This is a genomic window from Yersinia alsatica (assembly GCF_902170305.1).
In the GTDB taxonomy this organism is placed as follows: domain Bacteria; phylum Pseudomonadota; class Gammaproteobacteria; order Enterobacterales; family Enterobacteriaceae; genus Yersinia; species Yersinia alsatica.
This window is the reverse complement of record NZ_CABHWW010000010.1, coordinates 11,826-35,509: the sequence shown is the minus strand read 5'-3', so window position 1 is coordinate 35,509 and position 23,684 is coordinate 11,826. Positions and strand designations below refer to the sequence as shown.

The window sequence follows — 23,684 nt, the reverse complement described above, 5'->3', positions numbered from 1 at the left end:
CACTCACTAGGTAAAGTTATGCAAAAAGCAGTATTAATTACTGGTTGTTCCAGTGGCATTGGCCTGGTTGCGGCAAAAGATTTGAAAAACCGCGGTTACCGCGTATTGGCAGCCTGCCGTAAACCCGATGACGTGGTCAAAATGACACAGATGGGTCTGGAAGGTATTGAGCTGGATTTGGATGACAGTGACAGTGTCGAACGTGCCGCAGCACAAGTCATCGAACTGACCGGTGGGCGCTTGTATGCTTTGTTTAATAATGGCGGTTTTGGCCTCTACGGCCCACTGCACACCATTTCTCGCCAACAGTTAGAGAAACAATTTTCCACTAACCTGTTTGGTACTCACCAACTAACACAGTTGCTGCTACCCGCAATGCTCCCCCACAGCGAAGGGCGTATTATTCAAACCAGCTCAGTCATGGGGCTGGTTTCAACCGCCGGTCGCGGCGCTTATGCTGCCAGTAAATATGCACTGGAAGCCTGGTCAGATGCATTGCGTATGGAGCTGCACGGCAGCGGTATTCATGTCAGCTTGATTGAACCCGGCCCGATAAGTACCCATTTCACGCAAAATGTGAATCAGGCAGAAGCGGATAAACCGGTGAATAATCCCGGTATTGCGAAGCGTTTTACCCTGCCACCGGAAGCTATATTACCGAAATTGCGCCATGCGCTGGAAAGCCCGCGCCCGCAATTGCGTTATCCAGTCACCTTGGTGGCCCATGCACTGACAATACTGCGCCGTATATTACCGGGACGAATGTTAGATAAAGTCCTGCGTGGCAATTCTTGATAATAGTCGTCAGGGTTGAAGCAACATAATCTGCCCCCATCTACTGTTAAAACAGATGAGAGAAAAAATTCATGCTAGCACCTACAACGATTGATATTACTGAAGCGAACCTACATCAGGCATTAGAACAATCCATGGCTGTGCCAGTATTGTTCTACTTTTGGTCAGAACGCAGCCAGCACTGTCTGCAACTCACTCCGGTATTGGATAAATTAGCCGCAGAATATGCGGGCCAATTTATTCTGGCGCGTGTCGATTGTGATGCACAACAGATGGTTGCGTCACAGTTTGGTTTGCGCTCAATCCCGGCGGTTTATCTGTTTAAAGACGGCCAGCCGGTCGATGGTTTTCAGGGGCCACAGCCAGAAGAGGTTATCCGCGAACTGCTGCAACGTGTGCTGCCAAAACCTGAAGAACTGAAAGCAGCCGAAGCGGCAAAATTGATGAGTGAGGGTAATGTACAAGAAGCCTTGCCATTGCTGAAAGACGCCTGGCAATTAATGCAGCAAAGCCATAACCCACAAACCAGCGACATCGCGCTGCAACTGGCAGAAGCACAAATTCTGCTCAACCGCAGTGAAGATGCCGAAGGCGTGTTGGCGACCATTCCGCTCCAGGACCGTGATACCCGCTACCAGGGGCTGATTGCACAGATCGAGTTGTTAAAACAGGCCGCCGATACCCCTGAAATTCAGCAACTACAACAGCAAGTGGCTGAGCAACCCGATAACGCCGAACTTGCGGTGCAATTAGCACTGCAACTGCATCAGGTGGGTCGCAACGAAGAAGCATTGGAGCTATTATTGGGGCATCTGAAGAAAGACTTGGCCGCTGCCAATGGTACCGCTCGTAAGACTTTAATGGATATTTTAGCGGCATTAGGCACTGGCGATGCGCTGGCAGCTAAATATCGTCGTCAACTGTATTCATTACTGTACTGATAGGGATATTTAACGGTCATTCACCGTTATTCTATTGCCATTATTTGCTACTGCGCGGGGCCATCCCGCGCTGTTTTATTCTGCCCCAATCGCGCTTTTTCTCCTTTACACGCTTTTACCTGCCTTTCGTTAGGCATTTAGCGCTCTGTCACGTAATATTAAGAAACAATATTCATTGCTGACAGGAAGTTAAATATGTTTACGGTCATCCCTGTTCTTATCGTTGTAGCTTTGATTGTGGTCTTTTCCTCAATCAAGATCGTCCCACAAGGTTTTCAGTGGACTGTCGAGCGTTTTGGCCGTTATACCAAAACACTGATGCCAGGCCTGAATATCGTTGTGCCATTTATGGATCGTATTGGTCGTAAAATCAATATGATGGAACAGGTTCTGGATATCCCATCCCAAGAAATTATTTCTCGCGATAACGCCAATGTGGCGATTGATGCCGTCTGCTTTATCCAGGTTATTGACCCGGTAAAAGCTGCATATGAAGTCAGCAATTTGGAACTCGCCATCGTCAACTTGACCATGACCAACTTCCGTACTGTTTTGGGTTCAATGGAGCTGGATGAAATGTTGTCTCAACGCGACAACATCAACAGCCGCTTGCTGCATATCGTCGATGAAGCCACCAACCCGTGGGGCATTAAAATCACTCGTATTGAAATCCGCGACGTGCGCCCACCGACTGAACTAATTTCTGCGATGAATGCTCAGATGAAAGCTGAACGTACCAAACGTGCAGATATTCTGGAAGCCGAAGGGGTTCGTCAGGCGGCTATTTTGCGTGCCGAGGGTGAAAAACAGTCACAAATTCTGAAAGCGGAAGGTGAGCGTCAGTCCGCATTCTTGGCGGCTGAAGCGCGTGAACGTGCGGCAGAAGCAGAAGCTCAGGCGACCAAAATGGTTTCTGAGGCTATCGCTGCTGGTGATATTCAAGCCATTAACTACTTTGTGGCCCAAAGATATACCGATGCACTGCAACACATCGGCTCAGCTAATAACAGTAAAGTCATTATGATGCCACTGGAAGCCAGCAGCCTGATGGGTGCTATTGGTGGTATTGCAGAACTGATTGGCGAGAGTAAAAACAGCCGAGGTAAATAACCATGCTGGAGGATATTGCAGTAAACCCAAACTGGTTTTGGCTATCACTCGGCGGCCTATTACTGGCCGCTGAGATGCTAGGTGCCAGTGGTTACATGCTGTGGAGCGGTGTGGCTGCAGTGGTGGTCGGCATTCTAGTCTGGCTATTTCCTTTTAGCTGGGAAATGCAGGGCGTGCTGTTTTCTGTGCTGACAGTGGTCTCTGCCATCCTCTGGTGGTACTGGTTGAGCAAACGCATCAAACCACAGCCCGCCATGCTGAACCAACGCAATCATCAATTGTTGGGAACGCGCGCAACGCTAACTGAAGCAACCGTTGATGGCTATGGCCGCATGAAGGTGGGTGACAGTAGCTGGCGCATTTACAGCGCCACTGAGCTGAGTGTCGGTACTGAAGTTGAAGTGATATTAGTGGAAGGCAACACTTTGCATGTTCGTCCAATAACTCATCACTGAAAATTTAATCTAAAGGCGTATTTATCTAAATACGCCGAGGTTAATAACAAAAAATCAGTAACCGATTTCTTGGTTAACTCTCAACTTTTTGCTTGGTGCTAGCTTCCTGCTTATTATCCGCATGGCAACATCCCGCCAGATTATTAATAATCGGACAATCCGCACCATCATCGCCTGGGCACTCTTCGGCCAAAGCCAACAAGCGTAATCGCATCTGATTAAGATCATTAATATGCTGCTCGATTTCTGCGACTTTCTGCAACGTCGCAGCTTTCACATCTGCACTGTGCCGAGCCGGATTATGAAACAATGCCAATAATTCACGGCACTCATCCAGTGTAAAACCAACCTGCCGCGCCTGACGTAAAAGTGTCAATTCTTCAATGTGCTTAGCACTGTAGCTGCGGTAGCCGTTATCCGTCCGGATCGGCGGGGTCACCAGTTTTTTTTCTTCATAAAAACGGATGGCTTTACTGGTTAAACCGGTTTTTTTTGCGACATCGCTGATATTCATCATTCCCCCTTGACCTTCCCCTTGCTGGAAGGTTTAACCTCTATAATTAGTGAAAATAACCATGCTAGTCAAGCAGAATGAAAGACGGTCAACGGAATAAAAGCTGTACAGTTAAAGGCGATATATCAGTCCATTTTTGCCATGAATAAGGTCTATGACGGGGAATACCGACTAAACTTATCCCTACAAAATTTATGGATAGGTTCCTACTCGATAAGGAGTTAACTATGTTGCAAACCACAGTGCTGGCCTTACACGGCCTCTCCTGTATGAATTGTGCCAAACGCGTGAAAACTGCGCTAGAAAGCCGTGAAGATGTTCATCATGCTGAAGTGAATGTTCACTATGCGAAAGTCACTGGTGAAGCTGAAACTCATGTGCTGATTGATACCGTCAAACAGGCAGGTTATCAGGCGGAAGAAGCTCAAACACCGGATGTTGAATTACAGCTCTCCGGCTTAAGTTGTGGACATTGTACTGAGTCTACCCGTAAAGCACTGGAAGCAGTCCTTGGTGTGATTGCGGCTGATGTGACCCTCGATAGTGCCAAAATTTATGGTCAGGCTGATGCACAAGCATTGATTGATGCCGTGGAACAAGCGGGCTATCACGCCACACTGCAAGGGGCTGAATCCCCAAAAACTGAGCCGCTGACTCACTCAGCCCCATCTCAGCCGGAACATCTGGCAGCGGCCTCTTCAACTGTTCCGGCAACAACATCAGCGGCAGACCCCGCAGCCAGTGATAGCGACAGTGTTCAGTTATTACTGACCGGAATGAGCTGCGCCAGTTGCGTGTCTAAAGTACAAAATGCGCTGGAAAGTGTTGATGGTGTCGAGGTGGCGCGCGTCAACCTTGCCGAGCGCAGTGCATTAGTGACCGGTCACCCCAGCAATGAAGCCTTAATTGCCGCGGTGAAAAACGCCGGTTATGGTGCTGAAATCATTGAAGATGAAGGCGAGCGGCGTGAACGCCAGCATCAAATGTCGCAAGCCAGTATGAAGCGTTTTCAGTGGCAAGCTGCTCTTGGCCTGTTGCTGGGTATCCCATTGATGGGATGGGGGTTATTTGGCGGCAGTATGACGCTAACGCCCGAAACCCAAACGCCGTGGCTGATTGTCGGGGTGATCACTCTGCTGGTGATGATATTTGCCGGCGGTCACTTTTATCGTAATGCCTGGGTCAGTCTGAAGAATGGCAGTGCCACCATGGATACTTTGGTGGCCTTGGGTACCGGTGCGGCCTGGCTCTACTCCATCACGGTGAATATCTGGCCAGAAGTTTTCCCGATGGAAGCACGCCATCTTTATTATGAAGCCAGTGCCATGATCATCGGTTTAATTAACCTTGGTCATGCTATGGAGCAACGCGTCAGACAGCGTTCATCAAATGCGCTGGAGCGCTTGCTAGACTTGGCTCCGCCAACCGCACGGCGGGTGACAGACGAAGGCGAGCAGGTCATCCCACTCGCGGATGTGCAACTGGGCATGACATTGCGCCTGACGACAGGCGACCGCGTTCCGGTTGACGGTGAAATCGTGCAAGGTGAAGTGTGGATGGATGAAGCCATGCTGACCGGCGAACCTATCCCGCAACAAAAATCGGCGGGTGATGTCGTCCATGCCGGAACCCAAGTGCAGGATGGGTCAGTGCTGTTCCGCGCCAATGCCATTGGCAGTCAGACCACCTTGGCGCGCATCATCAAACTGGTCCGGCAGGCGCAAAGCAGCAAGCCGGAAATCGGCAAATTGGCGGATAGAATCTCGGCCGTGTTTGTGCCAACGGTGGTCGTTATTGCGGTTATTGCAGGGCTAATTTGGTATTTCTTCGGCCCACAACCGCAGCTGGTTTACACCCTGGTAGTCGCCACGACGGTGCTGATTATCGCCTGCCCATGTGCTCTAGGGCTGGCAACGCCGATGTCGATTATCTCCGGTGTAGGCCGTGCGGCCGAGTTTGGCGTACTGGTACGTGATGCAGATGCATTGCAGCAGGCCAGCAACCTCGACACTTTAGTGTTCGATAAAACAGGTACCCTGACCGAAGGGCAACCGCAAGTGGTCGCTATTCATACCTTCAATGGTGTCAGCGAACAGCAAGCATTGGAATGGGCGGCGGCACTGGAGACCGGCTCTAATCACCCATTGGCACGTGCTATTTTACAGCGAGCAGAGGGGCTGACACTGGCGACGGTTAACCAATTCCGTACATTACGCGGTTTGGGGGTCAGTGGTGAAGTCGATGGCATCCCGCTATTGCTGGGGAATAATCGTCTGTTGGAGGAACAGCAGATTGATACCAGTGAGTTGCAATCACTGATGCAGCAACAAGCTGAAAGCGGTGCTACGCCGGTTATTCTGACGGCACAAGGCAAACCGGCAGCGCTATTGTCGATTCGAGATCCACTGCGCAGTGATAGTGTTAGCGCACTGCAACGATTACATCAGCAAGGATACAACTTGGTGATGTTAACCGGTGACAACCCTATTACCGCGAATGCTATCGCCAAAGAAGCCGGTATTGATCAGGTGATCGCCGGAGTCTTGCCTGATGGTAAAGCAGAGGCGATTAAGCAACTGCAAGCTGCCGGGCATAAAGTGGCGATGATTGGCGATGGCATCAATGATGCGCCAGCACTGGCACAGGCCGATGTCGGGATTGCCATGGGCGGCGGCAGTGATATTGCGATTGAAACTGCGGCGATTACCCTGATGCGCCATAGTTTGCATGGAGTAGCAGATGCAGTAGAGCTTTCCAAAGCCACATTGCGGAACATGAAACAAAATCTGCTGGGGGCATTTTTCTATAATGCGCTGGGGATCCCGATTGCAGCGGGTATTTTGTTCCCCTTCACCGGAACCTTACTCAGCCCAGTAGTGGCGGGGGCGGCTATGGCTCTGTCATCGATTACAGTTGTTAGTAATGCTAACCGGTTACTGCGTTTTAAACCTAGCACTCACCAAGTGTCAAAGTAATTGGAATGGCGGCTTGCAGCGGCCTCGAACAGTCGAGGCCAACAAGTCACTGAATGCCGCTAACAACAGTGCGGTTTCAAGTCAAAAGGGGCTTTCCCGATAACCTAATGGCGCACAACACTTTCTTGTGCGCCATTTAGCGTTTAGCATGTTAGAAAACGCTAATAAGGGAACCACATGGGCCAATTATTACGCCGCATCGCAAAATTTCTGGGCATCACTGCCTCGGCGACCTATACCTACCCTGCTTTGGATATCACGTTACCCGGTGAACGTCATTTTCACTTGGTCGGTAGCATTCATATGGGAACCGAAGGTATGTTTCCCCTTCCCCACGAGTTGCTCAATAAGTTGAATCTGGCTGATGCGCTCATTGTCGAAGCTGATATCACTGAAACAGCCTCGCCCTTTGGTAACGATAGTCTTGATGAAGCATTAGTTGACCGGTTATCTGAAGAGCATTATCAACAGTTATTGCAGCGCTGCGAAGAGTTGGGCAGCGACCCACAGTCCATGGCGTTTCTACCAGCATGGCAAGTTGCCCTAATGCTACAGGCCCGTCAGGCTCAACGTTTAGGGCTACGTGGTGAATACGGCATCGATTACCAATTATTGAAAGCGGCGGCGGCACAGGAGAAAAATGTTATTGAGCTGGAAGGCGCGCAAATGCAGCTCGATTTGCTCGAGACCCTGCCAGACAACGGCATGTCTTTACTGCTGGATACTTTGACCCACTGGCACACCAATGCCCGTCTGCTGCAAACCATGATTAGCTGGTGGCTGGAGCATCATCCGGTAAATGATTTGAGCACACTGGCGCCCACTTTTAGCCAAGGCCTGTACGACGTGCTAATGATTCAGCGCAACAAACGCTGGCAGCAGCAACTGGAGCAATTACCTGCCGGGCGCTATGTGGTTGCGGTCGGTGCACTACATTTATATGGCGAAGGAAATCTTCCTGAATTATTGCAACCCGGTCTGCAATAAAAAAATGGCCGATATCGCTATCGGCCAGTCAAAGAGGAATTTTCATTATTTTAGTTATTAAGCGCTCACATTCCTTGCGGATAATATGAGCAGCAAATACAGGGTAGCAACCTGACGATTAGATTAGCAACCGACATTCATCGTAACTCACATGACATTTGAGCATTATGCTGATTTTGTTAGGTTAATTTTTAACCTTACGCCAATGTTCATATGTAGGATAATCCACTGGAATAAATCTTCATTTTAAATTGGACGTTTATTATGACACCTGCAGTCGTTTTGCTGGAAAAACAAAAAGTTCCTTTCACCTTACACCCTTATCACCACGATGCCACAGAGACTAACTTTGGCGATGAGGCGGTTAAAAAGCTGGGGCTCAATGCAGACCAAGTCTATAAGACCTTGTTGGTTGCATTAAATGGCGATGCCAAAAATCTGGCGGTTGCCGTGACCCCTGTTGCCACCCAGCTTGACCTAAAAAAGGTGGCTCGTGCATTAGGGGCAAAAAAAGCAGAAATGGCTGACCCGCAGTTGGCACAGCGCAGCACCGGATATTTAGTTGGCGGTATTAGTCCATTAGGGCAGAAAAAACGCCTCCCTACAGTGATTGATAGCCCGGCACAAGAATATGCCACTATCTTTGTTTCTGGCGGCAAACGCGGTTTAGACATTGAATTAGCTGCAACAGATCTGTGCCGATTACTGCAAGGTACATTTGCTGATATCGCGAAAAGGGATTGATAAATCGGTTGTATACCCAATAGATTTCGAGTTGCAGGTAGGCGGCAACTGAATGAATCCAAGGCGTTGAGATAGCTCAATGACTTGGGTGAGTGATGGCAGCCAACAACCCTGCAACTTGAAAGATGACGGGGATATTAACAAGGGGATGAAAGAAGCCTCCATCAGTAGCAGGAGGCTTCCAGATTCATCGCTTACTTATAAACAATCTCACCTTTCGGCTGATACTGACTAGCATCCAGTGGCGAGTGTTTTTCTATATACTGTTTGAGAACTTCTGCATCGATAAAACCAGTATTGACATACCCCGGCAAGGTATCAATCTTCGGATATCCATCACCGCCTAGCGCGTTGAAATTCAATGTCGCCAGACGATAAGTTTTATTCGGTTCTAACGGCTTACCCTGTATTTTCACCTCGCTAACCCCCTCGCCATCAGCCACCAGGCTAACATTGGCAAATTGAGCATAAGCGCCAGAATCTACTTTTTTATTTGCCACCACCGCCAGATACTTCTCAACCTCACTGCCTTTCATGTCGGCGTAAACCAGAGTATTACCGAATGGTTGAACCTTAAGCACATCTTTATAAGTGATATCACCGGCTTCGATAGAATCGCGAACACCGCCGCCACTCATCACAGCAAAATCAGCACCCGCACGTTCCATTTGTGCCGCCAATAACATCCGTGCCAGATTGGTTTGTTCGAAGCGGACTTTGCTGCGATCCCCCTCCAACTTGTCATTCACACTGCCCACTTTAATCTCTAGTTGTGCTTTACCCTGCTCTTCAAATGGGGTTAAAAGCTTCAGCATCGATGGGTCTTGGGCAATCTCTTGCGTATAGAAAACTCGCTCGCTGGTGCCATCCGCCTTCTCAACTTTTTTCTTTAAATTGATTGGGATTAACTGATAACTCACCAGTTTCAACTCACCATTACGGAAGGTAAAGTCAGCTCGTCCAACATATTTACCCCACTCATGGGCTTGCACGATCCACGTACCATTTTGTCGATCTGGGGCACAAGGCGTCCCCGGGATATAATTCGCCTGTTTATGATTTTCACTGGCCATACACACCGGGTCCTGCGAGTGACCGCCCACTATCATATCTAAATAGCCTGCGGGGAGGCTGCGCGCCATCTCGACATCACCCGGAGCATTAGAACCATGTTTGCCATCATCGTAATGCCCCATATGTGTCGCGGCGATAATAATGTCAGGCTTATCGGTCTTTCTCAGTTGATCGACAACTTGCTTTGCCTCTACCGCCGGCACGCGGAATTCGATATCCGTGAAATACTCGGGATTCCCGATCTTCGCAGTATCGTCAGTGGTTAAGCCAATTACCGCAATTTTCACCCCTTGCTTATCAAACAAAGCGTAAGGTTTGAACAACCGCTGTTGAGTACTTTTCTGGTAGATATTGGCCGATAATAGCGGGAAGGTCGCCCACTTTTCCTGCTGGCGCAGCACACTCAGTGGGTTATCAAACTCATGATTACCGATAGCCATGGCATCATAACCCACTAAATTCATACCACGGAAATCGGGCTCGGCATCCTGCAAATCAGATTCAGGCACACCGGTATTGATATCCCCACCGGAGAGCAGTAACAAACTTCCCCCCTCGGCGGCTACTTGCTTGCGAATCTCATCCACCACCGTTTTCTGTGCGGCTAGACCATACTCGCCATAATCGTTTTGCCAGAAATGACCATGATGATCATTGGTGTGCAAAATAGTGATGTCGTAAGTTTTGTCTTTTTCCCAGGCCGCCGCCCATCCCGGTGCAAACGCCAGCGACACAGCTAAGGCACAGGCTGTGGTTGGTAATGAAAAACGCATGGCAAATCTCCATGTTGTCGTTAAAAACCAGCACCAAAAATGCCAGCTTAATGAATGAAATTTGAGGGATATATACCAATATCACGATAAATCAAGGCCATACTGTGACACACTTTGTATTGTAATGTGATGACGGAAGTACAAATTTCATAACTTTGGAATATATATCAAATTATGTCAGTAGTAGTAAAAATCATTCGAACTGCATAATATGTATTCATTACCAACATATTATTAACAGTGAAAACTATTAGGCGAATACTCATTATGACCGATCGCTCTGAGACTGGACTCCAGCCTTCCGTTAACACTTCTGTAAAACGCACCTCTTTCTCTATTTTGGGTGCTATCAGCGTATCTCACTTGCTCAACGATATGATCCAGTCGCTGATTCTGGCGATTTATCCACTACTACAAGCCGAGTTTTCACTGAGTTTTGCCCAGATAGGGTTAATTACCCTGACTTACCAACTGACGGCCTCGCTATTGCAGCCTTTGATAGGTCTGTATACGGATAAACATCCCCAGCCCTATTCTTTGCCTATCGGGATGGGTTTCACCCTATCCGGTATTTTGTTGCTAGCGGTTGCCACAACCTTCCCGGTGGTTTTATTGGCGGCAGCATTGGTCGGGACAGGTTCTTCAGTCTTCCATCCGGAATCTTCGCGGGTCGCTCGTATGGCATCTGGTGGCCGTCATGGTATGGCTCAGTCCATTTTTCAGGTTGGTGGTAATTTCGGCAGTGCTCTCGGCCCGTTGTTAGCCGCAATCCTGATTGCGCCTTACGGTAAAGGCAATGTTGGCTGGTTCTCACTCGCCGCATTACTGGCGATTGTGGTGCTATTGCAAGTCAGTAAATGGTATCAGCAGCAACAAAGAGCCAGTCATGGCAAAGTCATCAAGGTCTCATCAGCAAAAGTACTGCCGAAAAAGACGGTTGTAAGCACGTTAGCTGTCTTGATGGTGCTGATATTCTCTAAATACTTCTACTTGACCAGCATCAGCAGCTATTACACCTTTTTTCTGATGCATAAATTCGGTGTTTCAGTACAAAATGCCCAAATACATTTATTTGTATTCCTCTTTGCCGTTGCCGCTGGCACCATAATTGGCGGCCCTCTCGGCGACAGAATTGGGAGAAAATATGTTATTTGGGGCTCAATTTTGGGTGTTGCACCATTTACCCTTATTTTACCCTACGCATCGCTGTATTGGATTGGGATTTTGACTGTGATCATTGGTGTTATCCTGGCATCAGCCTTTTCCGCAATATTGGTGTATGCGCAGGAGTTGATTCCGGGGAAAGTGGGCATGGTATCGGGCCTATTCTTCGGTTTTGCTTTCGGTATGGGGGGGGTAGGTGCGGCTGTACTAGGGTATGTTGCGGATTTAACCAGTATTGAGCTGGTTTATCAAATATGTGCATTCTTACCATTACTGGGGATATTTACTGCCTTACTGCCTAATATAGAAGATAAGTAATAGTAATAACCTTATAATCCCGACTGAGATATATGTTTCAGTCGGGAGAGTTCCCAGTGTAATCGTGATGAAAATATCAAATCCCCCACAAACAACCACTTCAAACAGTTTCCATGCCAAAGCAGACTTTTATCGATAAAAATTTAATTTTTATCGCGCATTGATCGCATAAATGCAATAAACTGATGTTATTGCTGTGAAATGCTACCGCCCTGTATATCCCAATAGATTTCAAAAATGCGGCGCTAGCCCAAAGAGTGAACCCCTAGTCTGGCGCATAATCTCGATCAACTTACTCAGGTAAGTGACTCGGGTGACAAAGCCGCTGGAAGCAGATTTGAATACAGCCACACACCTGCAGCTTAAAAGATGGCGGGTATAACGAGAAGGAGTCTGGATGCACCACTCAACACCCTTAATTACCACGATCGTCGGAGGCCTTGTTCTCGCCTTCCTCTTGGGCACTCTGGCTCACCGTCTGCGCATCTCACCACTGGTGGGGTACCTTGCCGCAGGGGTGCTAGCCGGGCCATTCACGCCAGGTTTTGTCGCTGATACCTCATTAGCACCTGAACTGGCTGAAATTGGTGTTATTTTGTTGATGTTTGGTGTTGGACTTCACTTCTCGCTTAAAGACCTCCTCGCAGTAAAAGCCATCGCCATACCCGGAGCGGTCGCGCAAATAGCCGTCGCCACCCTACTCGGTATGGGGCTATCTCATTTATTAGGCTGGGACTTGATGACAGGATTTGTCTTCGGTCTTTGTCTATCAACCGCCAGTACCGTGGTATTACTGCGAGCACTGGAAGAACGGCAACTAATTGACAGTCAACGAGGGCAGATTGCGATTGGCTGGCTGATTGTTGAAGATCTGGCGATGGTACTGACACTGGTCCTATTACCGGCATTTGCTGGCGTGATGGGGAATGAAACCACCAGTCTGAGCCAATTATTCACTGAGCTGGCAATTACCATTGGTAAAGTCATCGCCTTTATTACGTTGATGATTGTTGTGGGCCGCCGGTTGGTTCCATGGATACTGGCCAAAACCGCCAGTACAGGCTCTCGTGAGCTGTTTACGTTAGCGGTGTTGGTATTAGCGCTCGGTATTGCCTACGGCGCTGTAGGGCTGTTTGACGTATCCTTTGCTCTGGGGGCATTCTTCGCCGGAATGGTATTGAATGAGTCTGAACTGAGCCACCGAGCCGCGCAAGATACCTTGCCACTGCGTGACGCATTCGCCGTGCTGTTCTTCGTTTCGGTTGGGATGCTGTTCGACCCGATGATCTTAGTGCATGAGCCGTTAGCCGTAGCGGCTTCATTGGCGATCATCATCTTTGGGAAATCAGCTGCGGCATTCATCTTGGTACGGTTGTTTGGTCACTCAAAACGCACCGCACTCACTATCTCAGTCAGCTTGGCACAAATTGGTGAATTCGCCTTTATTTTGGCGGGGCTCGGGATTTCTCTTGGTTTGATGTCAGAACATGGCCGTAATCTGGTACTGGCTGGCGCGATTTTGTCCATCATGCTCAATCCGCTACTTTTCACTCTGCTAGACCGCTATTTAGCCAAGAACGAAACTATGGAAGACCTGATTCTGGAAGAGGCTGTCGAAGAGGAAAAACAGATCCCTGTCGACCTGTGCAACCATGCTTTATTAGTGGGTTATGGTCGAGTGGGTAGCCTATTAGGGGCAAAATTGCATGCTGAAGGAATTCCATTGGTTGTCATTGAGAATTCCCGACCAAGAGTGGAAGCCCTACGTGAGCAAGGCATTAATGCGGTATTAGGCAATGCTGCCAGTGCAGATATTATGTCACTGGCACGTTTGGATTGCGCCCGTTGGCTATTACTGACAATTCCAAATGGTTACGAGGCTGGGGAAATTGTTGCCTCCGCCAGAATTAAACGGCCAGACCTTGAGATAATTGCGCGTGCTCATTACGACGATGAAGTTGTTTATATCTCCGACCGTGGTGCCAATCAGGTTGTGATGGGCGAACGTGAAATCGCTAACAGCATGCTTAATATGCTGAAAATAGAAACGCTGACCGAAGACGATAAGCGCCCAGTCTGCCCAATCTAAGCACCATTTCGTTATCCAATAAGACAAAAACAAACAGGGCCAGCATATGCCGGCCCTGTTTATTAATCTAACACTCTAATTACCGTTCCCAGTAAGACTCTTCCAAACTGTCTTCTCGCTCCGGCAAACCACGAGTTAAACGCGGTGAATGCTGATTCAACACTTGATAACTCACCCGATTGGCATATTTACATACTTGCGCCAATGAAGAGTAGCTCAGATAACTGCGCACATGTTTACTTGAGTTAGGAACATTATTACGGTGATAGCCATTAGCTGCAATGTCATGCAACACAGCAGATAAAGCGCCATCCCCTGCCCCATTAGTATTCATTATCTTCTCAGGCCCGCCCATATAAGGGGCTATATGCGAATAAATACGTAATGGATTATCACAATGCTCTTTGCGCATTGCTCGACTAAATTCATACAAGTTAAATTCAGCAATGGCACCGGGTAATAATGGGTGCTGAGTTTGACGTTTATTAGCTTCTTCCGTATAGCCTGCCATATACAGCCCATTAGGCCCGGCGGTACAGAGGACTAAATCAACCCAGTTCAATGCCATATCAGAGGCCATTAACGGATCATTTAGGCCCGTCAGCTCATAAGCCTCATCTTCATTCATCGCTACGATAGAAACGTGCTCATTAAGGAAATCACGCCACCACTGCGGATTATCTGCAATGACGTATTTCGTTCCTAATGTCATCACCACCGGAACATTGTGTTTCTTCGCATAACGAATAGCCTGCATAGTTGCATCAGGCATCGGCTCACCGGGTTTGCAGCGTACCAGATAAGCAGTAAGGACCAGTGCTGATGCACCCGCAATGACCTCTTCAGGAATACTTTCTGGCCGTAACTGGTTCATTTGGCCGGGACTGATAGCAAATGTTCGCTCACCATTTTCGGTGACTAAAGTAAAACAACGGCCAATCGCACCATCTACTGCCTGTAAATAATTCAAATCGGTGCGACTCGAGGTATTACACAGATAGCGATAGGCATAGCTGCCAATTTTAATATTGCTGCACATCGTACCTAACAAAATAGAACGGTCATCAGCCAACACTGAATAATTATGTAACGTATTACCGATGGTACCGCCAGCAAACTCATGAGTAATCAGTCCGTTAGCCATCAATTCTTGATAAAGACGTTCGGCGACATCATCCTCGATAACCAAAGAGTGCCCCTGACTAAGACCATAACGCGTAATAAAGTCCTCATCGACCTTCGCTTCAATATCAACCAGCGTCTGATCAATGCCAACAATATAAGATGTACTCACTTCATTTTCTGTCTGAGCCGGCTGCAATAAGGGATCGCGAGCATTAACAGGAAAATAGTGTTTAGATTTGCGTTTGCCAGGAAATTTCATAGTAGATATTCTGGGAATATAGAAGAAAGCAGAATAGTAGCATATTTGTTGGTAAGAAAAGGGCCTAATATTAAATGACAAAACCCTCTAGGGTTTACTTAATTAAGTCGGTATACAAATCAATATATGACTGAACCATCCGATCTGCCGTAAAGTGCTGCCAATATCGTGCCTCAGCACGACGCCCCATTTCAGCCGCCTCCGCTGGGTGTAGCCAGAGATAACTCATTGCCTGCCGCATTGCCAATGGATCACTAGGCGGTACAACCAATCCGGTTTGGTTACCAATATTAATGAACGTTGTTCCCGTTCCAATTTCACTAGAAATCATAGGCTTACCATACATCGCTCCCTCCAATAACGATATACCAAAGGCTTCTGAACGTAAGTGGGAGGGGAAAAGGATGGCATAACACAACGTTAGCAATGAAACTTTGTCTTCATCTGGTAAATGCCCTAAAAAATATATATTACGTAAATTCAATTTATTAGCCTGAGCTTTGAGCTCCATCTCAATCGGTCCAGCACCAACAATTACAATAGGATAATCAGTTCCCTGTGCTGCCTCCATCAAAATATGCAAACCTTTGTAATAGCGAATAACACCTATAAAAAGGAAAAACTTTATTCCTACCTTTTCACGCCAATAATCCAATTTTGCCTGAGACGGTACGGGATAGGTAGGCTTGTCTAAGCCAATAGGAATTACGCTAACTTTATGATTGTACTTTTCCAATATACTACTAGTTGCCAGATAATTTGGTGATGTAGCAACTATTCGATTCACATCACCTAAAAACTTCCACTGGAGTGGTTGGTATATCTTGAGTAAGTTTTTTTGACGAATTATATCTGAATGATAGGTTACTACTGTCGGTTTTTTTACTCTGGTAGCGAAATGCACAACATCCATAAATGGCCAAGGGAAATGATAATGGATTATATCTGCCTTTTTTGCTAACTGTGAAAAACGTAAAAAAGCGGATATGGAAAAACCAGTTGATGCAATCTGCAGATCGAGCTTAGCCCGATGCACCAGATAACCATCAATTTCTATCGTCCGAGGTACTTGTCGTGATGTTAGTGATAGCACATCGACTTCAACGCCTAACTTGTTAGCCCCTCTGGCTATTTGATCAATAGTTTGTTCAACCCCACCCATGGTGTCAGGAAATGCTGTTTTATAAAAATGAAGAACTCTCATATATATCCGCCAAAGTTATCAGCCTATCCAACTATCGACTTGAACCACACGGCATATGGTTGAGCTAACCACCACTTTAGTGGAACACGCCCATGGTATTTTCGTACTACGGCTATTGCTTCTTGGTAGTGACGATAGCGCAGGGTTTTAGTTTTGGTGGCTTCGTGCTCCCGATTTATCGCAATAAACTCGTCCACAAAATGCAAAACACCGATTTGTTTGTACAGACGCCACCACAAGTCATAATCCATAGCTAGATGTAGTTGACTATCTAACCCCCCAACAGCGTCCCATGCCGAACGACGAATTAGTGTCGCAGGCTGTGAAACAATACAACGCAGTGCTAGTCGTTTCTCCGCAAAGGGTTCAACCCATACAGGGGTCTGTTTCCCTGTTTTTTGTTCAAAATTCCAAGAGCGTCCATAAACTGCAGGGACTTTAGGATACATTTGCAACTCATTGAGCAATATTGACAATGCATTAGGTAAAAACCAGTCATCACTATTTAACCAGCACACAAAGGGTGCACTACCCAATGCAATTCCTTCGTTGATAGCAGAAGCCTGTCCATCATCGCTACGGCTACGCCAACCCGCTAATTGGTTATCCCATTTACGAATAACATCAACTGAGTTATCTGTTGAACCGCCATCTAGAACAAATACCTCAACAGGAATCTGTTGCTGAAAAATCGACAACAGCGCATCGTCAAGAAATCGCCCTTGGTTAAAAGATGGAACAGCAATAGTTACCAATGGAATCATGGGTAAAGGGCCTTTATTTCTAAATCATTTATTTAATAGTCCTTGCTGAATAAAAATTCAATAAAGACTATCCTGACTGGTTATTTCCGTGATTAAAGCATCTTGTTTAAAGTTTAAATCCAGCAGCAACCGCATCGTTATAGAACATCTTTACCGTATCTAGCGAGTAAATATTTAGATCATAACCCACTAAAGAGAGTTTTTTTAGAATATCGTTGGTCACTGTAATAACCTGGCAACCAATTTGATCTGCTTGAAAAATATTAAGCAGTTCACGTGGACTAGCCCAGATCAACTCTGCAGCAGGTGCTACTTTAAGCATTTCTACTGCAGCTGTCATCATTGGAACAGGATCGCGCCCAGTATCGGCAATTCGGCCTGCAAAGACAGATACGTAACTAGGAACATTAGGATTAAGCGATGCTACGACATTCCAAACTTGGGTTAACGTCATAATAGCGGTGATATTCATTTTAACTTTTCGCGCACCTAACTTTTTAACCAGCTCATAGCAAGTTTCCTCCTTTGTATTTGTCACAGGAATCTTGACATAAACATTATCACCCCAACTGGCAATCTCCATTGCTTGACGTTCCATCTCTGCAAAATCGTCAGAAAAAACTTCGAATGACAAAGGTTTATCTTTTATATAAGTAAGGATATCTTTGCAAAACGCGCGATAGTCATTAATGTTCGCTTTTTTCATTAGAGTAGGATTAGTAGTCAGTCCCTTTATATAAGGCTTAGCATACATTTCCAACATACCTGCTTTATCTGCACCATCAGCAAAAATCTGAACTTTAAGATCTTCTATTTTTTTCATATCCTTATTCCTAAAATAATATGCGCCGCTTCTAATAAAGACTGGACGCGAAGGTTAACAATCGTAGGTTGTTTCTCAGCATAGCCATAATCAATAAAAATAGTTTTGCAGCCAGCACATTTACCCGCTTCAATATCACGCCAACGATCACCAACCATATAGCTGGCGGTAAGGTCAATATTGTGCGTCTTGGCAGCGGTGACTAACAGCCCGGGTAATGGTTTACGACAATTACAACCATCATCTGAATCATGGTAACAAGTGCGAAACTCATCAATCGGTAAAGTTTTTTGTAAATAATGATTAATTGCTTCCACAGCAGCACGTGTTGTTGTCCCGCGGGCAACATCAGGCTGATTAGTCACCACAATAAGTAACCAACCCGCATCGTGTAGCGCTTGAGTTGCAAGATCGACACCAGGCAGTATTTCCATCGAAGAGAGGTTAGCAGGCGGATAAGGTTTACCATCACTCACGAGAGCACGATTAATAACACCATCCCTATCTAAAAAAACAGCCTTTCGCATAGGTTGCAATTTATTTCCCTGCCTTATTTAACCGCAGATTCCCATTTGGTTTGATTGACCTTGAGTTTTGGATGGGAGACTAATAGATGCCACAGCACCGCCTGAAATGCTTCTGAGTGTGGAGTGATGTTATCCGGATTCACTGTTGGCACAATCACGCAAGCATCAGCGGCTTGAGCAGTGTAACCACCGTCTCGACCTACCACTCCAGCAACTTTAGCATCAACGGTTTTTGCTAATTTAATGGCCTCCACCAAGTTAGGGCTAATGTTTTTCTCAAGATTGCCCCCACCTACAGAGAAGATGAACAGCAGATCTTTAGCTTGCAACTTACTAATTTTGAGCCACTCAACAAATACACTAGCCCAACCTTCATCATTAGTTCTGGCTGTTAATTCCGAAACATTGTCTGTAGGGGCATAGCACTCAAGCCCGACAATTTTACGAAAGTCATTAACCGCATGAGAGCAATTGCCTGCGCTTCCCCCGACACCAAGGAAGAAAACCCGCCCTTCGTTAGCTCTAACCGCTACCAATAAGTCCGCCATTTTTTCAATCGCATCGATATCCATTTTTTGAATAATCTCTGTCGTTTCTTGCAAATGCTGTAATGCGTAACTCATGATGACTCCTTCGTTAAAAAGAATTCCTCAGCTTCTTTCAGACCACTATGTGAACCAATCTCATAAAAACGTTCCTGCACTTCTAGTCCGGCAAGCTGTCCAGTCACAGACAACGTGTGATAGACATCCGCCAAATCAAAAAAATGATCCAAAGGGTAATGAGATAAAACTCCAGCAGAAAGTACTCCTAATCCATAATCTATATGAGTCATATCTGCTCTCGGGGCTCTTTTGTTGTATTCAACCAATTGTCCATCGATAGATAAAACATTGCTTTTATCCCAACGATCACTGTTTTTCAGGACGGTCATTAATCCTTGTTGTCCACTGTGTATATAAGCCCGTTGAGCCGCAGAAAAATCTACTGGTAAAAAAGAGTCTCCATACAACACGAAAAAATGCTCGCCCAATAATGGCAATGCTTTTCTGAGTGCTCCTCCAGTCCCCAGCAAGGTAGTTCCATCAGAGGAATAACTGACTTTCAAGCCGAACTGCTCACCATTACCTACTAATGTTTCAATCATTTCACCGAGGTAACCAATACACAGCACAACTTGCTCAATTCCCTGATCACGTAAATAATTGAGTTGCCGACAAATAAAAGGAACACCTGCCACATCAACTAATGCTTTAGGGATAGTCTCTGTAATTGGGCGCAAACGTGTAGCCAACCCCCCCGCTAAAATCGCAATCGAAAACATGAAAGCCTCGCGTTCAATATATCAATGAGACATCACAACTTTCGTACCTTCAAAATCAAACTTGAAGCGCACCTCTTCCAAACCTGCCGTTGCCATAGCTTCACGTAACTTGCTACGATCATGTGCCATAAACATCAGAAACCCTCCACCACCAGCACCAACTAACTTACCGCCCACAGCACCATTCCTCATGCCCAATTCGTACCACTCATTAATTTGTGGGTTGCTCATACCACCTGAACGCCGTTTCTTATGTTCCCAGTGCTCATGCATGAGTTCACCAAAAAGTTCTAACCTTCCCTGTACCAAAGCATCTCGGCTGCGATAGCCCAACTCCTTTACATAATGCAAATTATTAAGCATTTCTACATCGTTTTGCTGCGATTTAACATTTTGGTCTTTCAGGATGCCACTCGCGCTTCGGGAGAATCCCGTAAAGAACAGTAGTAGGTTGTCTTCTAGGTTAAACATGGTGTCCATGGATACCCCCAAAGGAGAAGCAGTTACTGAGTCGTTCTTATGAAAGGTAAAGCAGGTAACACCACCGACGGCTGCAATATATTGATCTTGCTTACCTATTGGCTCACCTAAACGATCAATCTCGATATGGCAAGCTAACTCGGCTAATTCTTCTTGATGGAGGTGACGTTTACGGTGGGTATAGAGTGCTTTCAGTAATGCTGTTGTAAAACTTCCCGAAGATCCTAATCCGGTCCCAGCCGGAATATCAGCTAGTGTAGTAATCTCAACCTGCGGGGTTCTAAACTCCAGTATCTGTAAGGCTTCTTTGATGATAGGATGCTTGACTTCAGTGATATTTTTAATGTGTTCCAGTTGTGAATACTTGAGGTAAATACCTTCCGTAAAGGGCCTCATAACTGTCACGTATACATATTTATCTATTGCTGCTGAAATCAAAAAACCTTCATGCTCACGATAATAAGAGGGTAGATCTGTTCCACCACCCCCCAAGGTAATACGCAATGGACTACGCGCCATTATCATAGCCAGACTCCTTATAGATTGATTCTACTATCGTTAATACTGCCTGTGCCTCATACAATCCCGCTCTAGGTTGGCGATCCAATCGGATATCATCAAAAAATTCAGCAAGCTCTACTGCCCATGAATCATCCTCCATAGGAAACTCCCACGACACGGTTTCCGGTGGCCCCATTTCAGGTAACATTTTGTACCAGATGATTTTTTCCACACCGTAGCTACCACCTAATCCGGACAAATCCAATTTTCCGAACTTGCCGTAGATTTCCAGTGAAAACATGTTCTTCCATTCAGTACATGAAACATGCAGAAACGCAGTTTGTTTCTGGTCGGTCTTGAGCATCATGAATCCGTTATCATCAACTGGCATATCCCAGTAATATGTATGTGCAAAACCATGAGCCTCTGTAAAATCACCTAGAAACCAGCGAGAGAGGTCAATCAAGTGCGGTCCTTGATCAATCAACTCCCCCCCACCAGATAATTTAGGTACTGCGCGCCATTCTTTGTCATATCCAACACGTCCACCGTGTCCATATCGAGCACGAATGAACATCAACTCACCAAGTACACCGCTATCCACAATTTCTCTAGCTTTACGTAAAGAACGATGATAACGATGATTAAATCCTACATGAATTTTTACATCGGACTTTGCCGCCGCCGCCATCACAGGCATCAATTCAGCTACCGTTCTTGCTGCAGGCTTCTCAACCAATACATGCTTTCCTGCTTCTATTGCGACACACGTGATTTCTGCCAGAGAGTCGTGGAGTGTTGCAACAATCACTACCTCAACTCCCGGGTATAACACTAGCTCTCGCCAATCATGGAATACTCTGGCGCCATAGCTATTCGCCAAGCTCTCTGCTCGACTCACATCAAGATCAGCACATGCCAAAAGTTTTCCTACTTGGCCCAATGCTTTGGCCCTTTTCTTACCAATCAGCCCACAGCCAATTATGCCAACGCCAAATACCTGTCTACTTTCAGTCATTTGTCACCCCATAAAAAACCGCGATCTCGACCAGTAATACGTCGCAAAGTATAAACATCGCTAGATGACAACTCCTCTAGATGTTCTGCCCAGTGGGTCCAGTCGTCCCACACAGCGCTGACCAATTTCCCGCTTACACCATTACTCTCTTCACTGGCTAAAAATAAAGCTAGCTCTGCAGCCAACTCCATAGATACACCACCTTCGGCAAATACCTTATTAGCCATGGTGAATTCGCGTTCACCAGCAACATTAGCGCCACATTTCAGTATTTCGCTCAACATGCTCGTTTTCATTACGCCTGGTGCGATACAATTAATTTTAATGCCATATACCGCGGTTTCTTCTGCCAACGTTTCGCTATATCTTATTAACCCGGCTTTAGCAGTTGCATATGAGGTAAAATTAGCTCGAGGTGCAGTAGCGCCTCCCCCCGATATATTAATGATTGCACCACCGCCATTAGTTATCATCCCAGGCACTACAGCTCGACATAACTCAATTGGGGCTAATAAATTCACTTGAATCGTAGATTGAATCTCAGCGGAATCGTTTTCCCACGATGGTCCTATGGGGCCTTGAATAGCTGCATTATTTATCAATACAGTAGGTTTTTTTTCAGTTAAACAGTCTGATAATAAAGATACCTGTGAAAGGCTGGATAAATCAGTTTCTATACAATGTACTGATTGATTAATTTTATTAGCCAGAGCTTGTGATAAATATTCTAATTTATCAGCTTGCCTTGAAACTAAAATCAAGTTGTATCCAGCATCCCAAAATTTACGAGTTAACTCGCGACCTAGCCCACCAGTAGCGCCAGTGATTACTGCTAATTTCCCCATAATTATATTGCGACTCCATAAGGCTGGGCCGAAACTTGATAACGCAAATCGACCAATTTTGAAATTATTCTCCAAGGCAACATATCAATTAGAAAACTTTTATTCTGGAATCCGGTGTTTTTTAAAATCTTATATTTAATAATATCCGAGTACTGATTAAAATTATCTATTTTCTTCGGTAAAAATCCAGTTTTTCTCATACAAAACTCCAATGTTTCCGGCTCATAAAAAGAGACATTAACATCAGGACAACTTGCATAGCTCCAGTTTAATAATTTTGAACGCCAAGGCTGAGCATTCCCAGTTGTCAGAAATAATATCCCGCCTGGTTTTAATATACGTCTAATTTGCCTAAAGGCTTCTAGTGGGTTAGGTATATGTTCAAATACTTCAATAGCACTGCAAAAATCGAACGTTCCATTATGCTGTATCAATTCAGAAGCAGTAAGTATTTGTGTTCCCCCCTCCCGCCCTAATGATGCTGCCCATCCTTCATCGAATCCAACAATATCTATTCCTTGTTTTTTAACATACCTGACTAACCCTCCTGAACCACATCCAAAATCAAGCCATTTAGAATTCTCTGGACAAAATTCCTGGTAAATTTTAACGATCCCCTGCCATTCATAGTTTCTTATCGTAATTGATGAATTTTTATATTCATTTATATAATCCACCATTGGGTCAGCGCCTCTGCCAGCATAATAATTTTCATTATATATTTCAGCATAATCTTCGCGGAAATTTATAACAAAAGAGAAATGACAATTATTACATTGTGCAAATTCATATGTTCTTCCGTCTAAGTTGCCATTTTGCGAACCAATGGGAATGGCTATTGCATCACAAACTTTGCATGTATATTTTTTAGTCAT

22 protein-coding genes are annotated in these 23,684 nt (G+C 45.9%); 9 read left to right on the top strand and 13 right to left on the bottom strand.

Annotation, left to right across the window (positions count from 1 at the left end; all coding sequences use genetic code 11):
- Positions 1-18 precede the first annotated feature (18 nt).
- From FTA96_RS06460 to FTA96_RS06445, 4 genes are all read left to right on the top strand, one after another.
- The gene (locus FTA96_RS06460) at positions 19-795 is read left to right on the top strand and encodes an SDR family oxidoreductase (protein ID WP_050108851.1); all 777 of its coding nucleotides are present in this window, start codon (positions 19-21) and stop codon (positions 793-795) included.
- A 71-nt stretch (positions 796-866) separates the two neighbouring features.
- Positions 867-1,736 carry a co-chaperone YbbN gene (locus FTA96_RS06455; protein WP_050108853.1) on the top strand — a complete coding sequence of 290 codons (870 nt, stop codon included), beginning with the start codon at positions 867-869 and terminating at the stop codon, positions 1,734-1,736.
- Positions 1,737-1,931: 195 nt separating this feature from the next.
- Positions 1,932-2,846 (top strand): SPFH domain-containing protein, encoded by a 915-nt coding sequence (locus FTA96_RS06450; RefSeq protein ID WP_004712636.1) that lies wholly within the window; start codon positions 1,932-1,934, stop codon positions 2,844-2,846.
- Positions 2,847-2,848: 2 nt separating this feature from the next.
- A complete protein-coding gene (locus tag FTA96_RS06445) occupies positions 2,849-3,301 on the top strand; it encodes an NfeD family protein (RefSeq protein WP_050108856.1) in 453 nt (150 codons plus the stop codon).
- 73 nt (positions 3,302-3,374) lie between these two features.
- Here the strand turns inward: FTA96_RS06445 and cueR are convergent, their stop codons facing one another.
- Positions 3,375-3,815, bottom strand: a complete 441-nt coding sequence (gene cueR / locus FTA96_RS06440) for a Cu(I)-responsive transcriptional regulator (RefSeq protein ID WP_050133514.1) — start codon at positions 3,813-3,815, stop codon at positions 3,375-3,377.
- A 227-nt stretch (positions 3,816-4,042) separates the two neighbouring features.
- Here cueR and copA point away from each other — a divergent pair, with 227 nt between their 5' ends.
- From copA to ybaK, 3 genes are all read left to right on the top strand, one after another.
- Positions 4,043-6,790 (top strand): copper-exporting P-type ATPase CopA, encoded by a 2,748-nt coding sequence (gene copA / locus FTA96_RS06435; RefSeq protein ID WP_145573418.1) that lies wholly within the window; start codon positions 4,043-4,045, stop codon positions 6,788-6,790.
- Positions 6,791-6,967: 177 nt separating this feature from the next.
- Positions 6,968-7,777, top strand: a complete 810-nt coding sequence (locus FTA96_RS06430; RefSeq protein ID WP_050144935.1) for a TraB/GumN family protein — start codon at positions 6,968-6,970, stop codon at positions 7,775-7,777.
- 264 nt (positions 7,778-8,041) lie between these two features.
- Entirely contained in the window at positions 8,042-8,521 is a 480-nt protein-coding gene (gene ybaK, locus FTA96_RS06425) for a Cys-tRNA(Pro)/Cys-tRNA(Cys) deacylase YbaK (protein ID WP_005167764.1), read from the top strand.
- Positions 8,522-8,715: 194 nt separating this feature from the next.
- Here the strand turns inward: ybaK and ushA are convergent, their stop codons facing one another.
- Positions 8,716-10,368 (bottom strand): bifunctional UDP-sugar hydrolase/5'-nucleotidase UshA, encoded by a 1,653-nt coding sequence (gene ushA, locus FTA96_RS06420; RefSeq protein ID WP_145573416.1) that lies wholly within the window; start codon positions 10,366-10,368, stop codon positions 8,716-8,718.
- 267 nt (positions 10,369-10,635) lie between these two features.
- Between ushA and FTA96_RS06415 the strand changes: the two genes are divergently transcribed.
- Together FTA96_RS06415 and ybaL are read left to right on the top strand one after the other, a co-directional pair.
- Complete coding sequence (locus tag FTA96_RS06415; protein ID WP_050108866.1) at positions 10,636-11,850, top strand: MFS transporter; 1,215 nt, start codon at positions 10,636-10,638, stop codon at positions 11,848-11,850.
- A 397-nt stretch (positions 11,851-12,247) separates the two neighbouring features.
- Complete coding sequence (gene ybaL / locus FTA96_RS06410) at positions 12,248-13,939, top strand: YbaL family putative K(+) efflux transporter (protein ID WP_050108868.1); 1,692 nt, start codon at positions 12,248-12,250, stop codon at positions 13,937-13,939.
- 79 nt (positions 13,940-14,018) lie between these two features.
- Here the strand turns inward: ybaL and FTA96_RS06405 are convergent, their stop codons facing one another.
- The 11 genes from FTA96_RS06405 to FTA96_RS06355 all read right to left on the bottom strand — a co-directional run bounded on the left by FTA96_RS06405 (position 14,019) and on the right by FTA96_RS06355 (position 23,684).
- Positions 14,019-15,323, bottom strand: a complete 1,305-nt coding sequence (locus FTA96_RS06405) for an inosine/guanosine kinase (RefSeq protein WP_050133528.1) — start codon at positions 15,321-15,323, stop codon at positions 14,019-14,021.
- 94 nt (positions 15,324-15,417) lie between these two features.
- Entirely contained in the window at positions 15,418-16,527 is a 1,110-nt protein-coding gene (locus FTA96_RS06400) for a glycosyltransferase family 4 protein (RefSeq protein WP_145573414.1), read from the bottom strand.
- Positions 16,528-16,550: 23 nt separating this feature from the next.
- Positions 16,551-17,291, bottom strand: coding sequence for a glycosyltransferase family 2 protein (locus tag FTA96_RS06395; RefSeq protein ID WP_145573412.1), 741 nt, complete (start codon positions 17,289-17,291; stop codon positions 16,551-16,553).
- A 106-nt stretch (positions 17,292-17,397) separates the two neighbouring features.
- On the bottom strand, positions 17,398-18,114 hold the full coding sequence (locus FTA96_RS06390; RefSeq protein WP_145573410.1) for a transaldolase: 717 nt from the start codon (positions 18,112-18,114) through the stop codon (positions 17,398-17,400).
- On the bottom strand, positions 18,111-18,641 hold the full coding sequence (locus tag FTA96_RS06385; RefSeq protein WP_145573408.1) for a D-glycero-alpha-D-manno-heptose-1,7-bisphosphate 7-phosphatase: 531 nt from the start codon (positions 18,639-18,641) through the stop codon (positions 18,111-18,113). The genes FTA96_RS06390 and FTA96_RS06385 overlap by 4 nt, the downstream gene beginning before the upstream one ends.
- Positions 18,642-18,664: 23 nt before the next feature.
- A complete protein-coding gene (locus FTA96_RS06380; protein ID WP_145573407.1) occupies positions 18,665-19,264 on the bottom strand; it encodes an SIS domain-containing protein in 600 nt (199 codons plus the stop codon).
- A complete protein-coding gene (locus FTA96_RS06375) occupies positions 19,261-19,965 on the bottom strand; it encodes a nucleotidyltransferase family protein (RefSeq protein ID WP_145573405.1) in 705 nt (234 codons plus the stop codon). The genes FTA96_RS06380 and FTA96_RS06375 overlap by 4 nt, the downstream gene beginning before the upstream one ends.
- Positions 19,966-19,986: 21 nt before the next feature.
- Positions 19,987-20,970, bottom strand: coding sequence for a GHMP family kinase ATP-binding protein (locus tag FTA96_RS06370; protein ID WP_145573403.1), 984 nt, complete (start codon positions 20,968-20,970; stop codon positions 19,987-19,989).
- Entirely contained in the window at positions 20,954-21,964 is a 1,011-nt protein-coding gene (locus FTA96_RS06365; protein WP_145573401.1) for a Gfo/Idh/MocA family protein, read from the bottom strand. The genes FTA96_RS06370 and FTA96_RS06365 overlap by 17 nt, the downstream gene beginning before the upstream one ends.
- Positions 21,961-22,809, bottom strand: coding sequence for an SDR family NAD(P)-dependent oxidoreductase (locus FTA96_RS06360; RefSeq protein WP_145573400.1), 849 nt, complete (start codon positions 22,807-22,809; stop codon positions 21,961-21,963). The genes FTA96_RS06365 and FTA96_RS06360 overlap by 4 nt, the downstream gene beginning before the upstream one ends.
- A 2-nt stretch (positions 22,810-22,811) precedes the next feature.
- A complete protein-coding gene (locus FTA96_RS06355; RefSeq protein WP_186372858.1) occupies positions 22,812-23,684 on the bottom strand; it encodes a class I SAM-dependent methyltransferase in 873 nt (290 codons plus the stop codon).

Excerpts from the sequence above, each read along its gene's own strand:
- cueR (WP_050133514.1), bottom strand. The coding sequence starts at position 3,815 with ATGAATATCAGCGATGTCGCAAAAAAAACCGGTTTAACCAGTAAAGCC.
- FTA96_RS06360 (WP_145573400.1), bottom strand. The coding sequence starts at position 22,809 with ATGGGGAAATTAGCAGTAATCACTGGCGCTACTGGTGGGCTAGGTCGC.
- copA (WP_145573418.1), top strand. The coding sequence starts at position 4,043 with ATGTTGCAAACCACAGTGCTGGCCTTACACGGCCTCTCCTGTATGAAT.
- ybaK (WP_005167764.1), top strand. The coding sequence starts at position 8,042 with ATGACACCTGCAGTCGTTTTGCTGGAAAAACAAAAAGTTCCTTTCACC.
- FTA96_RS06365 (WP_145573401.1), bottom strand. The coding sequence starts at position 21,964 with ATGACTGAAAGTAGACAGGTATTTGGCGTTGGCATAATTGGCTGTGGG.
- FTA96_RS06450 (WP_004712636.1), top strand. The coding sequence starts at position 1,932 with ATGTTTACGGTCATCCCTGTTCTTATCGTTGTAGCTTTGATTGTGGTC.
- FTA96_RS06455 (WP_050108853.1), top strand. The coding sequence starts at position 867 with ATGCTAGCACCTACAACGATTGATATTACTGAAGCGAACCTACATCAG.
- ushA (WP_145573416.1), bottom strand. The coding sequence starts at position 10,368 with ATGCGTTTTTCATTACCAACCACAGCCTGTGCCTTAGCTGTGTCGCTG.
- FTA96_RS06400 (WP_145573414.1), bottom strand. The coding sequence starts at position 16,527 with ATGAGAGTTCTTCATTTTTATAAAACAGCATTTCCTGACACCATGGGT.
- FTA96_RS06370 (WP_145573403.1), bottom strand. The coding sequence starts at position 20,970 with ATGATAATGGCGCGTAGTCCATTGCGTATTACCTTGGGGGGTGGTGGA.
- FTA96_RS06390 (WP_145573410.1), bottom strand. The coding sequence starts at position 18,114 with ATGAAAAAAATAGAAGATCTTAAAGTTCAGATTTTTGCTGATGGTGCA.
- FTA96_RS06395 (WP_145573412.1), bottom strand. The coding sequence starts at position 17,291 with ATGATTCCATTGGTAACTATTGCTGTTCCATCTTTTAACCAAGGGCGA.
- FTA96_RS06430 (WP_050144935.1), top strand. The coding sequence starts at position 6,968 with ATGGGCCAATTATTACGCCGCATCGCAAAATTTCTGGGCATCACTGCC.
- FTA96_RS06375 (WP_145573405.1), bottom strand. The coding sequence starts at position 19,965 with ATGTTTTCGATTGCGATTTTAGCGGGGGGGTTGGCTACACGTTTGCGC.
- FTA96_RS06405 (WP_050133528.1), bottom strand. The coding sequence starts at position 15,323 with ATGAAATTTCCTGGCAAACGCAAATCTAAACACTATTTTCCTGTTAAT.
- FTA96_RS06445 (WP_050108856.1), top strand. The coding sequence starts at position 2,849 with ATGCTGGAGGATATTGCAGTAAACCCAAACTGGTTTTGGCTATCACTC.
- FTA96_RS06380 (WP_145573407.1), bottom strand. The coding sequence starts at position 19,264 with ATGAGTTACGCATTACAGCATTTGCAAGAAACGACAGAGATTATTCAA.
- FTA96_RS06385 (WP_145573408.1), bottom strand. The coding sequence starts at position 18,641 with ATGCGAAAGGCTGTTTTTTTAGATAGGGATGGTGTTATTAATCGTGCT.
- FTA96_RS06355 (WP_186372858.1), bottom strand. The coding sequence starts at position 23,684 with ATGACTAAAAAATATACATGCAAAGTTTGTGATGCAATAGCCATTCCC.
- FTA96_RS06415 (WP_050108866.1), top strand. The coding sequence starts at position 10,636 with ATGACCGATCGCTCTGAGACTGGACTCCAGCCTTCCGTTAACACTTCT.
- FTA96_RS06460 (WP_050108851.1), top strand. The coding sequence starts at position 19 with ATGCAAAAAGCAGTATTAATTACTGGTTGTTCCAGTGGCATTGGCCTG.
- ybaL (WP_050108868.1), top strand. The coding sequence starts at position 12,248 with ATGCACCACTCAACACCCTTAATTACCACGATCGTCGGAGGCCTTGTT.